This window comes from Paenibacillus sp. Marseille-Q9583, assembly GCF_976954365.1.
In genome coordinates this window covers 57,218-71,722 of record NZ_CDRJTB010000020.1, presented here as the reverse complement: position 1 = coordinate 71,722, position 14,505 = coordinate 57,218, and the positions used below count along the sequence as shown (strand labels likewise).

The 14,505-nt window shown below is 46.2% G+C and carries 10 protein-coding genes; 1 reads left to right on the top strand and 9 read right to left on the bottom strand.

What is annotated here, in order from left to right:
- Positions 1 to 78: 78 nt before the first annotated feature.
- From ACWNM1_RS12050 to mutS, 6 genes are all read right to left on the bottom strand, one after another.
- Entirely contained in the window at positions 79 to 2,643 is a 2,565-nt protein-coding gene (locus ACWNM1_RS12050; protein ID WP_449601104.1) for a PBP1A family penicillin-binding protein, read from the bottom strand.
- Between the two features lie 139 nt (positions 2,644 to 2,782).
- Complete coding sequence (gene hfq / locus ACWNM1_RS12045) at positions 2,783 to 3,022, bottom strand: RNA chaperone Hfq (RefSeq protein ID WP_042128368.1); 240 nt, start codon at positions 3,020 to 3,022, stop codon at positions 2,783 to 2,785.
- A gap of 19 nt (positions 3,023 to 3,041) precedes the next feature.
- Entirely contained in the window at positions 3,042 to 4,022 is a 981-nt protein-coding gene (gene miaA / locus ACWNM1_RS12040) for a tRNA (adenosine(37)-N6)-dimethylallyltransferase MiaA (protein WP_449601103.1), read from the bottom strand.
- The gene (locus ACWNM1_RS12035) at positions 4,012 to 4,791 is read right to left on the bottom strand and encodes a class I SAM-dependent methyltransferase (RefSeq protein WP_449601102.1); all 780 of its coding nucleotides are present in this window, start codon (positions 4,789 to 4,791) and stop codon (positions 4,012 to 4,014) included. The genes miaA and ACWNM1_RS12035 overlap by 11 nt, the downstream gene beginning before the upstream one ends.
- 296 nt (positions 4,792 to 5,087) lie before the next feature.
- On the bottom strand, positions 5,088 to 7,073 hold the full coding sequence (gene mutL / locus ACWNM1_RS12030; RefSeq protein WP_449601101.1) for a DNA mismatch repair endonuclease MutL: 1,986 nt from the start codon (positions 7,071 to 7,073) through the stop codon (positions 5,088 to 5,090).
- 32 nt (positions 7,074 to 7,105) lie between these two features.
- Positions 7,106 to 9,859 (bottom strand): DNA mismatch repair protein MutS, encoded by a 2,754-nt coding sequence (gene mutS, locus ACWNM1_RS12025; RefSeq protein WP_449601100.1) that lies wholly within the window; start codon positions 9,857 to 9,859, stop codon positions 7,106 to 7,108.
- 275 nt (positions 9,860 to 10,134) lie between these two features.
- On the opposite strand from mutS, the gene ACWNM1_RS12020 reads away from it, so the two are divergent.
- Positions 10,135 to 10,932, top strand: a complete 798-nt coding sequence (locus ACWNM1_RS12020) for a GNAT family N-acetyltransferase (protein WP_449601099.1) — start codon at positions 10,135 to 10,137, stop codon at positions 10,930 to 10,932.
- Between the two features lie 113 nt (positions 10,933 to 11,045).
- Here ACWNM1_RS12020 and ACWNM1_RS12015 read toward each other — a convergent pair whose 3' ends face one another.
- The 3 genes from ACWNM1_RS12015 to ACWNM1_RS12005 all read right to left on the bottom strand — a co-directional run bounded on the left by ACWNM1_RS12015 (position 11,046) and on the right by ACWNM1_RS12005 (position 14,452).
- Positions 11,046 to 12,038 (bottom strand): putative amidoligase domain-containing protein, encoded by a 993-nt coding sequence (locus tag ACWNM1_RS12015; RefSeq protein WP_449601098.1) that lies wholly within the window; start codon positions 12,036 to 12,038, stop codon positions 11,046 to 11,048.
- 608 nt (positions 12,039 to 12,646) lie between these two features.
- The gene (locus ACWNM1_RS12010; RefSeq protein ID WP_036687755.1) at positions 12,647 to 13,204 is read right to left on the bottom strand and encodes an outer spore coat protein CotE; all 558 of its coding nucleotides are present in this window, start codon (positions 13,202 to 13,204) and stop codon (positions 12,647 to 12,649) included.
- A gap of 225 nt (positions 13,205 to 13,429) precedes the next feature.
- A complete protein-coding gene (locus ACWNM1_RS12005) occupies positions 13,430 to 14,452 on the bottom strand; it encodes an HD-GYP domain-containing protein (protein WP_449601097.1) in 1,023 nt (340 codons plus the stop codon).
- Positions 14,453 to 14,505 lie beyond the last annotated feature (53 nt).

Here is a 14,505-nt window from a genome sequence, read left to right as displayed (position 1 = left end):
CTGTCCCATAAGTAGCATTCACTACTTTTGAGACAGCCTCAGGAAAAGAAAAGCTAACTTCATAAATTCAAAGCATCACTATTGAACAGAAGAATCACCATTCACATTGCTTGCCTCTTGATCAGGACTTTGTGTTGCATTACCACTGTCATTCCCCGAACTTCCGCCTCCAGAAGGTACATCTGGCGGAGCGGTAGGTATCGGTGTTGCTGACGGTGGAGGCGTAGTGAATTCAGGCAAGGTTCCACCATTATTTCCGCTTCCATCGTTGCCACCACCATTATTACCACCGTTGCCATTATCCCAGCCATTGTCTCCACCATTCTCAGGGGTTGGTGTCGGGAGATTAGGATCAATGGTTGGCTCAGGTGTTGGCATCTCATCCTGCACAGAGACTGTAACCACATTCGATGGTTCACTTTCTACTTGGGTTGCAGGATCGTAGGAAGTAACATAATACTCGTAAACCAGACCAGGCATTGCACTAAAGTCTCCTGCACTAGTCGTGACCGTATTTAACAGTAGACCGAAATCAGCCTCGGATGTCTCTCTCCGATAAATACGATATTCTACACCCGCAACAGGAACTGCCTGCCAGCCCAGATTTACTGTCATCGTAGATGGATCATAAGCTGCAGTAAGACCACTAACATTCTTAGCTGGTTCAGGTGTTTCTGTAGGTGCAGGAGCGATTTCATTATCTAGCTGTGGGAAGGACTTCTTAGGAACATCCCTTAACGCTTCCTCCATTACTTTACCCCAGAATGCTGCGGCAAGCCCACTGCTATTCTTAAGCAGATGTTTCTTGCCTGGCTTGTCATAACCCATCCACACCGCTGCTGTCCATTCTGGTGTGTAACCTACGAACCATACGTCGCGGTTCGAGCTGATTCCAGAATATCCACTTTGAGTCGTACCGGTCTTACCGGCAACAGGACGGTCAATCCTTGCTTTTCTACCCGTACCACTCTCTACAACCCTTTGCATCATCTCGGTCATTTGATAAGCCGTTTCCTTACTCATAACACGGTCAGGCGTTGTATTAGCCTTGAAGACGGTCTCTCCACTACTATCCGAGATCGATTTAATGGAATAGGATTCTCGTAGTTCACCGCCATTTGCAAAAGCACTGTAGGCTTGCGCCATTTCCAGTGTATTCGTTCCTTTGCTCATACCTCCGAGAGCCAGTGAGAGGTTCTTGTCTTCATCTTCCAGACCAATCCCCAATTTCTTGGCGAATTTAAATCCGGTATTCACTCCAATTTCATTAAGCAACCAGACCGAAGGAATATTCTCCGATTTCTGTATAGCATCACTCATACTGATACTCTTCGAATATCCGTGAAGGTTAGTTGGGCAATAGTTCGAGAAACACTGCTTCTCGTTGCTAAGTGTAGAATTCATGTCGTATTTTCCAGTTTCCAGTGCTGGAGCATAAGCAACGATTGGTTTAAAGGCTGAACCTGGAGAACGTCGGCTGCCATTTACACGGCTGTAGCCTTTTTTCTCATAATTCCGTCCACCTAGAAGTGCGACAATGCCGCCATTCTCTTGATTCACGATGGTCATAGAACCTTGTACCAGCTCATCGTCTACACTCTTCTCGAAGTTATCACTGTTTGCAAAAGCATCCTCTACGGTTTCTTGAGCGTGCTTATCCATCGTGGTGTAAATCTTGTAACCACCAATATTCAGATCATCCTCGGATAAGCCAAACTTCTCTTCTGCTTCTTCCACTGCGAAGTCAATAAAAGCTTGATAACGCTGTTTCTTTTCAGGTGGCTTATAATTATAATCCACGGCTTGTGCTTCGTCTCTCTCTTGCTCCGTAATATAACCTTGTTCGTACATGAGCTGAAGTACTACTGCACGACGTTCCTTTGAAAGATCTGGGTTACGCAGAGGGTTGTAACGAGAAGGTCCCTTAGGCATCGCAGCCAATGTTGCAATTTCCCAAACCTTCAGATCATTCAGATCACTCTTACCAAAATATCTTTCCGATGCTGCTTTAATTCCGTAGATCGTACCCCCAAAGTTTATTCGGTTCAGGTACATCGTAATGATCTCTTCTTTAGATTTCTGGTTCTCCAATGCTACAGCGATGGATACCTCAGTCGCTTTACGGAAAAATGTTTTATCCCGTGTCAAAAAGATGTTTTTGGCCAGCTGCTGAGTAATGGTACTACCACCTTCTACCATGCTGCGTGCAGCAATATCTTTTACCGCTGCCCGGCCGATTGACCATAAATCCACACCAGAATGCTCAAAGAAGCGTTTATCTTCTGTGGCCACAAAGGCATTGATCAATAACGGTGGAATCTTCTCATACTCTACAGGATCGCTTTTCTCAAGCGATAATTCGCCGATTAAATTAGCATTGCGGTCATATACTTTTGTAGTTTCATTTACGGTCAGCTTGTCTTGGTTCTCTAGGAGAAGTTTTTGCCCATTCAGCATAATGAACAGATAACCGCCAAGCGCACAGAAAATGGCCAACGCTGTAGCAAAGAACAAGCTCCACAGCACACGCTTTTTAGTCAAAAACTTCTTTTTCTTCTTACTTTTCGGTTTTGGTTTTGAATTGGAACTGGACGATCCTCTATTTCTATTGTTGTTCGTCCTTGATGTATCATCTCTAGACATGATGCCTCCTGACTCCCTTCCTTGAATAAATCATGTATGGACTTCTCTGAATGAAAAGAACAACCTTCTCAGGTTGCTCTCTCACACTCTATTCAAACGATTTATTAACAAGAAAGGTTTCACTTCAATTTTGTTAATGTTATTCTTCGTTACTATTGTCCTGCATAAGTGACACACTGCGCTGTGGTGTAAAAGTGGAAATCGCGTGCTTATACACCATTTGCTGGCGTCCATCACTGTCAATAACGATTGTAAAATTGTCGAATGCTTTAATAATTCCCCGGATTTGAAAGCCGTTGGTCAAGTATACTGTAGCAGGGATATTTTCTTTGCGTAGTTGGTTCAAGAATGTATCTTGGATGTTAATGGACTTGTTCATATGACGTACCCCCAATGGTTCAATTATATTGTTCAGAAGTATATTCAAGACCTGAGAGAAACTTTCCTGCTATTATAGCACGTATTTTCGAGAAATTCTCAGAAAAGTTTTGCTCACCTTCGACATCGATCCACTCGATTTCCTTCATGTGGCGAAACCATGACAACTGTCTTTTGGCGAATCGGCGAGTATCGCGTTTAAGCAGTATCACAGCTTCCTCAAGCGTCAGTTCCCCTGCGAGGTAAGCGGCAATTTCCTTGTAGCCCAGTCCCTGCATGGACACAAGGCTTCTGCTGTAGCCGTTTTCCAGCAGTCCCTTCACCTCAGCAACAAGACCATCCGCAAGCATGCTATCAATTCGGTCCTCAATACGTTTATATAGTATTTTCCGGTCCATTGTCAAACCGATAAGGCATAAGTCATAGGGCGACTCCTTTTTTTGAGCTGCATGAGAAGCGGAAAGTGTAGTGTTTGTCTGGTGATGAATTTCCAGTGCCCGTATAATTCTACGACGGTCATTCGGATGCAATTTCGCTGCACTGACCGGATCAACGGTTTCAAGTCTGGCATGCAATGCAAGCGCTCCATGTTCTTCTGCAAATTGATCCTGTTCTTTACGGAAAGCTTCGTCAGCCACAGCTTCAGAGAATTGAAAACCGTAACATAAGGACTCAATATAGAGACCCGTTCCCCCAACAATAAATGGAAGTTTCCCACGACTGCTTATCTCTTCGATAAGTCTGCTACCTTGTTCCTGAAATTCAGCAGCAGAATATGGGTCCTGTGGATCATGAATGTCGATTAAGTGGTGAGGAATTCCCATCATCTCAGCTGGAGTAATCTTAGCTGTACCAATATCCATACCACGATAAACCTGCATCGAATCGCCAGAAATAATCTCTGCGTTATATGCAGCCGCAAGCTCCAAACTTAACCTGGTTTTACCTACAGCTGTTGGTCCTAATAAGACTAGAACCTTATGTCTCTCTTTAGTTGTCAATGTGTATCACCCCGTACGATGTTTTGGAGTTGCTCCGGAGCAGCTCTGTAAAGCCAAGCCTTTCAAATTCGCCGCTCAGAGCCTTTTCTTTCAAAAGAACAGTTTTACGGGCCACTCTTACCGCCTCAGCTACACTCTCTAGTGATAATGCTGCACGATTAGCAAACTGCCGCAGGGGGGAAATCGAAGCAGAACCGGTCAGCGGCACTCGGAACATAGGATCAAAGTACACAATATCTACACTTCGATCCGGTAGAGCACGTAAGTAGTCCAAATGTTCACTATGAACGACATTAATTCTACGCAAGGCCTCATTAACCCTTACTTGCCCAGAGGTATAATGCCGCATCCCTTCATAGAGCAGTGCATACAGCGGCAATGAGCTCTCCAGAGCGGTAATCTCTGAGGACTCACCACCATGCACAGCAAATAGCAACGAATCAGCACCTAGACCCGCTGTGCAATCTAGTACGCTATCTCCGGGAAGCATTCGAGCAGCGACAAGCATCGGTTCTATATCACCCTTCAGAATCCGTTTCGCACGAACGAAGCCCATGCTTGGGTGAAACTCCATAGGCTCCATCCCTGATCGGTGTAAACGAACGGCTTCTTGAGAAAGGATTAGTATATCCTCATCTCCGTAGTGTTCCACCATCTTGGGTATAGAGAATTTCTCGCGTGGAGCGTATTTACAGCCCGTTCTTTCTGCGAGATTCTGAGCTCGCTCTACAATATCCATTATCGGGCTATAACCCGTAGTTATAATCATGTTGCCTCCAGTCATACTTACAACAAATTTCTATATAAGTTGATCTTAAAAACATTCTAAAAGGAAAAGTGACGGACGGAAAGTTTGGAACTGTAGGAGCGATAGCGACACCCTGAAAGCTTTCCGCAGGAAAGCTCGCTTCAGAAGCATGGGCTGTCCCCGGATTTCAACCGTGAAACACGGTATATAATTAAGAAATCCGGGGACAACAGCGCGGCCGTAAGTCCAAGCATTCACCGCAGTCACGCAATTACCTTAATAGAAAAATTTCAAGTTCAACTAATATAGACTTACAATTACATCACCCGTTTGAACAATTTCTCTAAATCATAGGATGAAAAAGAAATCACAATCGGACGCCCATGTGGACAAGTATACGGCTGTCTGCATGCTGCCAGACGAGACAACAAGGCCTCGACTTCCTGTTCTGTTAGTTTCTGGTTGGCTTTGATGGAGGCTTTACACGAGCATAGAATAGACGATTTCTCTCGTAGCTTTGCTAGGTCAATCAATCGTTCACTCAAGACCCACTCCGCCATTTCTTCAACGATCGCCTTCTCCTCGCCTTCAGGAAACCAATACGGCAAAGATCGAATCAGAAAAGTCTGTCCTCCAAAATGTTCAAGGTACACTCCAGCCTGCTGAAACCAATGTAGACGTTCACTAAGTTGACGACTTTCCGAAGGCGTGAACTCAAGCGTAATTGGCAAAAGTAGATCCTGAGAAGCGTCTTCAGGACGACCGAACTTCTCATAAAAAAACTCGTAATTTATGCGTTCGTGAGCCGCATGTTGATCAATGAGATACAGCCCGCCGTCATTCTGAGCGATAATATAAGTCCCATGATGCTGTCCGATATAATTTAGTTCCGGGAAGGCAGGAAGCCCAGGTTCTTCATCGACTGGCGGTGCCCATAACGCTTGGGCAGAAGGAATCTGCCTCTGCAGGGATGAAGCTTCTTGCGGGCGATACCCATTAGCATAGTTGTTGCTCACATTATTTTGACGTCCTTGCGAAGAGGAAGACTGGTATCCTGACCCGTAGGATGGAGCCGTTTCACGGATCATCGGAGTATCAATCTGCCCCTCTTTTCTGAACTCACCGGCGCTCTGTTCAACATTTGATGGTTGTTGTCTACTAAAGGAATTACCAGATCCCTGAGGAACTGAATCCTTGCCCACCTCAGACGGTAGGGGTGCCGGAACTGATCCTTTAGAAAAAGCAAACTGCTCCTGTATAAATGAACTGCTGCCCTTTGGCCCAATGGTTTCTTTACCCGGACGCGGTATCAAACTTTGCCCTAACAACACTTTACGAATTTCTTGTTCCACAAACGTGTAAAGCTCATTCTCCTTACTAAACCGAACCTCCAGCTTAGCTGGATGAACATTGACGTCCACAAGTGAAGGATGCATGTCCAGTTCGAGCACCAGCAGTGGATAGCGGTTAATCGGAAGTAAAGTATGATATGCACGCATGATCGCTGCGTTTAGACCATTGCTGCGAATATATCGTCCTCCCACAATGGTAGTCACTGCGTTTCGATTTGAGCGTGTCCATTCCGGACGACTTATATAACCAGAAATACGATAATCCAAGTCCTCTGCCGTAATCGGCAACATAGCCTTGGCTGCGGAGGTTCCGTACACCGCTGCGATCACTTGCAGCAGATCACCATTACCAAGCGTGTGCAGCAGCTGATTGCCATTATGATGCAAGGTAAAAGAGATTCCCGGATGGGCTAACGCCATTCGATACATGGCATCCGATATATGACCAAGCTCCGTCTGGATACTCTTCATGTATTTCAGTCGTGCCGGTGTGTTAAAAAATAATTCACGCACCGCTAGATCGCTCCCACGGCCCGAAGGGGAATCTTCATTCCGAATTAAATTACCACCCTCAATATCAATCAAGCGTCCTTTGCCGTCATCGGCAGTAGCCGTTAGAAGAGAGACTTTGGATACCGCAGCGATACTGGGGAGCGCCTCACCTCGGAAACCTAAGCTAGTGATCTGGAATAGATCACGCCCATTAGCGATTTTACTTGTGGCATGACGATAAAAGGCGGTCTCGCAATCCTCAGGCTCGATCCCCGAGCCGTTATCTTTTACTCGGATGCTCTGTAAACCGCCTTCCTCCACCGAAACCTCAATTCTTGTGCTTCCTGCGTCAATAGCATTCTCAACTAGCTCCTTCACAACAGAAGCTGGTCGCTCTACAACTTCACCCGCTGCAATCTGGTTGGCAATATGCTCGTCCAATATATGAATTTTGGCCAATTTCATTCACCTCTTATTTAGGCAATCAATAATTAAAGATCCTTTGCTTTCATCTTCAGGTCGTTCAGCAGACTCATAGCCTGAAGTGGAGTCATATTCATAAGATCTGCGTTACGCACAGAAGTGATGAACTCTTTTAACGCAGGATTCTCTTGTGATTCAGTTACTACAGCCGACTGATTTGCATTACCTTTCCGATTCTTACGTGGTTCTTCCTCGCCAAAGATAGACAGTTGAACTACTTCATCTGCTATTGATGAATAGGAGTCTGCAGGAATCCCCGAAGTTTCTGAGATGACACTATCGGGTTGTTGGATAGATGTAGTTGCGACCTCTTTTGCAGCGGCCAGACTTTCTAGTCCACCCCCATAATGAATAGAGGAACCACCTGGATGAGCCGCCTGCTCGATACTCTGAAGCAGACCGTAAGCACGATCAATGATCCCTTCAGGAAGTCCTGCTAGGCGTGCACAATAAATCCCATAGCTACTGTCTGCTGCTCCCGGAACAAGCTTACGCAGGAAGTTTACTTTATCCCCGCTCTCCTGTACGGCCATAGAGTAATTCTTAAGCCCTTTAAGACTTTCTTCTAAGTGGGCCAATTCATGAAAATGCGTCGAAACTAAAGCTTTGCAAGAAATGGTATCGTGCACATACTCAATTACCGCTTGTGCAATCGCCATGCCCTCACTCGTCGAAGTTCCTCTACCAAGCTCATCAATGATAATTAAACTCCGGGCTGTTGCTTTTTCTGTCATGACCTGTATGTCGGCCATCTCTACCATAAATGTACTCTGGCCTCCGATCAAATCATCAGCTGCCCCAATACGTGTAAAGATTCGATCAATTAGCGGAACTTCTGCACTGGTGGCCGGAACGAAACAGCCAATTTGAGCCATAATACAAATGAGTGCAACCTGCCGCATATAGGTACTTTTCCCAGCCATATTAGGACCAGTGATCAAAAGAATATTTCCATCTTCCTTACTTAGCGTACTTCCGTTTGCTATAAATGCCGAGTCCTTTAACACAGCCTCCACGACAGGATGACGACCACCTGCAAGTCGAAGATCGTACCCATCCGATAGGACAGGTTTTACGAAGCGATGCTCGGCACTGACGGCTGCCAGACATTGATACACATCAATCTCAGCTACCTTTTCCGCAAGATTCTGCAGTCGCGGAATTTGGCCGCTGATTCGATCACGCAGTTCAGTAAACAGGCTGTACTCCAAATCTGTCATTTTATCTTGCGCTTCAAGAATCAGTGCCTCTTTCTCTTTAAGCTCAGGTGTAACAAATCGCTCTGCATTTGCAAGCGTCTGCTTACGTTCATAACGCCCTTCCGGTAACGAAGCCAGATTGGATTTGGTGATCTCTATGAAATAACCGAAGATTTTGTTATAGCCGATCTTCAGTGATTTGATGCCTGTGGCTTGCCGTTCTTTCGCTTCCAGTTCGGCGATCCAACGTTTACCATTACTGCTAGCTTCCCGCAGCTCGTCCAATCTGGCATGATAACCAGAACGGATAATCCCTCCGTCTCGCACGGACACCGGCGCATCTTCAACAATTGCTCGATCTATATCCTCCCGTATCTCGGCACATTCATCCATACTAGCACCGATCTCGCGTAAGGTTGCAGATCCCGAAGTCATACATAATTCCTTCAAAGCAGGGATTTGTGCCAGTGATAGCTTTAAGGCATTCATGTCACGACCATTCGCACTACCAAAGGCAATACGACCTACCAGCCGCTCTAAGTCATAAATTTCCTTCAACGCTAAACGCAGGTCCTCTCGAACAATAAACTGATTGTACAAATAATCAACTGCTTCTAGGCGACGTTCGATCGGAGCGCGCTGCAACAGCGGTTTATCTATTCTGCGACGTAACAATCGCGCACCCATCGATGTTTCGGTACGGTCTAGTAGCCATAGAAGAGATCCTTTTTTAGAACGTTCTCGGACTGTCTCTGTTAGCTCCAGATTTCGGCGTGTGAACGGATCAAGAATCATATAATTACCTGGTTCATAGGGGGAAATTTGACTAAGTTGTCCCATTGAACGCCGTTGCGTCTCGTTTAGATAGGAGATTAGCAGTGCTAGACATTGTCCACGTTCTTTCTCCAGACGAACCCATGCGGCTTCACCGAATTGTCGACGTGCCAGCTCCTCCTCACGTTTCTCCCAAGGTGTGTACACAACAGGTTTCGCCAACAGAGGCGTTTCACTACGTAAAAGCTCCAATAACACCGGGTCTCCGATGATCTCAGCCGGTTCATAAATGCCAATCTCATCGCGCAGCCATTCTGCACCAGATAACACTGAAGTAACATACAATTCACCTGTAGTTAAATCACATGCAGCTAATGCCATCATCCCATCACTTTCGGTTACACAAACAAGATAATTGTTGCTTTTGTCGGCAATGATTTTCCCGTCCATAACCGTTCCAGGTGTCACGACACGTACGATATCCCGCTTCACCATTCCCTTTGTGATAGAAGCATCCTCTAATTGCTCACAAATAGCGACTTTATATCCTTTTTCAATCAGGCGTTGAATATAACCCTCGGCGGCGTGATAAGGTACTCCACACATCGGGATCTTCTCTGCGCCCCCTCCTTCGCGACCTGTCAACGTAATTTCAAGCTCCTTGGAAGCCAAAATGGCATCTTCAAAGAACATTTCATAGAAATCGCCCAGTCTAAAAAATAGGAAGGCATCCTTTGCCCCTTCCTTCACTTTTAAATATTGCTCAATCATCGGCGTATATTGTGCCATGGTCAACCTCCATGCCTATTTATTGCTGTCCTCCATTATAACAGAAAATTTGCGTACAAAGTCACCCTGCAACCGCATAGAAGTTCATTCTTCTCGATCCTCAGACAAAAAATCACGAAATCCGACACTATTACTGAAGCTCAATGGGTAGTACCTTTTGGTTATATTTCAAGTATCCATCGTTCATTAGAAAGAGGTGTATTCTTCTGCATTTTAATATTGTAAAATCTTAACACAGAGCGTTTGATCATAAGAAAATAAAAGGAGAATATCAAATGATACGAAGACTTACGGAGGATGATCGGGAACTTCTAATGGCGTTGCTACAGAAAGAGCCTGCTCTTAATTTGTTCATCATTGGAGATGTAGAGAATTTCGGGTTTGAACAGGATTTTATGGCATTGTGGGGAGAGATAGATCCATCTGACGGCCTTATAAAAGCCGTTCTATTACGTTTCTATAGAAGCTATCTTCCTTACGCGGATGGGCCGTTTGATGTGGAAGGATTCGCTACAATCATGCGACAAGATAACGATATTCATATGATTTCCGGTGTAACCGATGTGGTAAAAGCCTTTGACGGAGTAATTAACTTTAAACAAGAAAAGCAATTGTACTTTGCTGAGCTAAAAGAAATGAATACCAAAATTAAACAGTCCTCTTCTTCCGTTGATAACATTAATAAAGCAACCATCCAGGATGTGGAAGCGATTTGTTCGCTTACGGATACAATAGAAGAGTTTGAAAGCAGTCGGGATGGATCGAGAACTAGCTTACGTAAAACATTGGCGACTGGCACTGGCCGTACGTATTATATGAAACGTGAAGATCAGGTGATTACAACGGCCTCAACATCAGCGGAAAATTCCATGTCAGCTATGATCGTAGGGGTTGCCACTCATCAAGCATTCAGAGAGCAAGGATTAGCTACAAGCGTAGTTGCACAGCTATGCACAGACTTACTCTCTGAAGGGAAATCTTTATGCCTCTTTTATGACAACCCTCATGCCGGGGTCATATACAAACGGCTTGGATTTCATGATATCGGCTCTTGGAGCATCATGTACATGTAGACAAGCATATACGCCTTCGGCGTCCTTAGTAGGACGGTAAGCGTTTATGCGAGAAATATAGATATAAGGGATATGTGAAAAACTAATACTTTCTAATATTTTGAAATATAAGCTCAAGCTTTAACTTTGCTGCACCACAGTTCACGGATATCGCGAGATTCATCCCACGTTCGTTCAGAGGCGATATACTGAAATAAAGGCTCTATGTATTGGGCGGCCTTCTCGTAGCCGCCTAGAGAGCGTAGCTGCGCCAGCAGAGGGGGGACTGCGTCGCGCAGCGGGGATTTATCGCCCTCGTAGTAGGCGATATGCAGGTCTTCCCGGTCGAGCGGGCGCAGCGTCAGGTCTTCATAATGGCTCACGATTAGGTGAGCCAGATAGACCGCGCCTTTAGCGATGACCGGGGATACCAGGAAGCTCGGCAAAGTCCGGTACTCAAAGCCGCCATGCGGCTGAATCCGGAAATCGCCGAGCACGCCGTAACGAGGACGACGCGCTCCCGCGCGGACGTCCTCAAGCAAAAGCATCGGCAGCGCGAGATAGTTGTCGAGCGCGCGCAAGAGCGGCGCCGTCAGCGTCACGCCGCTGAAGTGCAAATGGCCGCCGAGGGCCCAGCCCGTCAGCGGCATGCCTCCCGCCCGCCAGCGCAGCGTGCGGTCGGCGATGAGCCGGTCCGCCGTAGCCGCGGCGGACATCAGCTGCGCCAGCAGCGCGCGTGGTTCCCCGCGCGGCTGGGGGCGCAGCTCGGCGACCGGGAACGCGCCGCGCGTTCCCGGAGGTCCGGCGTCGCAGCCTGCGACGCCATCCGTGGGCAGGTACCGCGACGCAGGCACGACGCGGCCCGTGGACTCTCGGAGGATGATAAACTCCGGGTCCATGCCCATGAGCAGGCCGCTGCGGCCTGGCTGCTCCAGAGCAAGGCTCCGTTCCAGCGCTAATGCTGCGGAACGATAAGGCTCTGGCAATGATTTGCCGGAACTCTGTAGTAGTGGAGTGACTCTCTCCACGACATATCTCCGGTTCCCCATTGCCCTCAGCAGGACTTCACCGCTCTCCAGCCCCAAGCTGTACAAAGTCCGAACAGCAATACGCTGAAGTAATTTCATTACTCCACGCCATACTCCTGGTGCAGCCCCCATTGATTCGCTGCTATCGACTCTATCCATTCGCACAGCCCCGGCTAGCAAATCGGAGGCTGCGCGCATACCTGGGCCTGCTCCTAGTGGAGTGATCTGCAGAACGCTCAAATTATACACGAGTATGTTATAGCACTGTTTATGGGCCTTATCGGAAGGCAGAGTATCATATGTATCTTCTATCCGATTTCTTTCACCAGAGGTCTGGTTTCTCCGCAGAGATGCTTCTGAGCCCTTCATTCGCAACAGTTCCTGCTTACTAGACGAAGTGAGCGTCGCTTCAATCCCGCTCCGAAATAATCTGGACTCTCTCTGTGCTGATGACAATCCCGAATACACCTTGAACCCCTCATTCATTCTCCTGCCCCTCCATCCATCGCAGCCCAAGATTGAAAGCCCTGCAGCAGCATTTTTTGCCTATTCATACGAACCAAGCTGTTCTTCATCCACTCTGATTCCATTTTTAATTCTAAAAATAAATAAAAAAAAGGAGGGCATTCGCCCTCTACGCCGCCGCCCTCCCTACATATAATGGACCATAACCCATCAGTACTCAGTTAGCGGCGGCGTATCCTTCCTTACAGTTCATCATCCAGATTGTCAGGGTCTAGATCATCGTAATCGAAGCTATCACCTTCAAAATCATAATCCTTGTCTTCTGGATCATCGCTTTGCTCAGTGACATACACACGGACTTTGGTCTCAGCCACCAACTCCACTTCGAATTCGCGCTCTACGCGAAGTGTCACACTGCCTCCGCCTGGCGATACGCCCGCTTCTACACAGTTGGGTTCCTGCGTTGCCTCCGCAGAGACCTCAACGGTAGAAGTGCGGTGTCTCGTGTCCAGGTACGAAAGCGGAATGAGCTCCACATAGGAGACCGTTTCTTTAGCTACCTCGGTCTGCTTGTTCTTGTCGTACGAGTACCAGATGTTTACATCGTAAGTACCAATTACTTCGATTCCGTTCCCGGCGGCAACCGCTTCGTACTGGTGGTTGATAATCCAAGCCCCCAGAATACTAGTCGGGTGATGTGGCGGAGTCACGGTATGGGTTGCTGTAGAGAACTTACGACCTTTGCCGCAAATTGCCTTCGTAATGATCTCCCTTGTTTGACGTTTATGGCTTAATGACATCTTTAAACCTCCTCCATACAATCATTCACTATCAAGTGTATGCAGGTTCTAGGCATTTGTTGATTGTTAGTCTATAAATAAATTTGAGTAAGCCCTCCAGAGGGTCTTATCAGAAGACTTATAGTTCATTTTATTTCAAAATTTGTATAGATATGAGTAGATTATGAAAATGGTCCAGCCTGATACATATCCATTCTGAACGTTAAAAAAACCTTATAAAGCCCGCTATTGCGGGATTACGCGCATAATACCAATCGATCTATGTTTGCTAAGGTCAATAAAATCGTCATCAATATTCACGAGGGGACGCAGTGGATCCGTAGCAAGAATCATTATGATTTTCCCTGTCCGTCCATCTGTCAATTCCACTTCATTCCCTATCATTGACTGCATTAACTTATTAATAAAGACTCTACAAATATAAGGGTCAAGCTTGCCAAATACGCTTTCCTCCATCTGCAGCAATACTTCATAAAGAGGTGAAGCTTTACGATAAAACCGGTCGGATGTCATCGCATGGAACACGTCTGCAACTGCAACAATTTTACTGAAATCAGTGATCCGATTCCCAAGTACGCCGAATGGATAACCACTGCCGTCCATTCTTTCATGATGCTGCAGGGCGACGAGCGCTTGCAAATGATTGGTTCCGATAGTGTCCCGGATCATCTCGTATCCATAGGTCGTATGCTTTTTCATAAGCTGATACTCCTCAGCGGTCAACGGGCCCGGCCTGGTTAATAATTCATCCGGAATCCTCATTTTTCCGATATCATGAAGGGTCGCTGCGATCGTCAGCATACTCAAATCCTCAGGCTTTAATTTTAGCCATTTACCTAGCAATGTAGATAAAATACCAACCGCTACATTATGTCTGTATGTATAATCATCCTTGGACTGCAATGCAGCCAATACGCCGTAGAAGTCATTTTTTTCGCTTACCTGCTGAATAAACGGAATGACTTCATTTCTAACTTCAAGCATAGGAATTCGTTTGTTTTTGTTATGACGAAGCTGTTCAAAAATATTTTCTATCGCAGCTGTGCAATCATCGATTGCAAGTTGGAAAAATTCCGCGCTATCCAGCTGTACGACGTCATGAGACTCTAGGGTGATCTTATGTTGATTGATTAATCGTATATGCTCAGCACTTAATAAAGTCAATGCGGGTAAAACAAATACTCCTTTGTCATTAAAAAGATTAGCTATAAGCTGTTTTCCTATAAATGATTCCATAACTTTGTCCATACGCCTCACCTGCCAATGCGGAAAATTCGACTACCGAACTTCCTGCTATTATT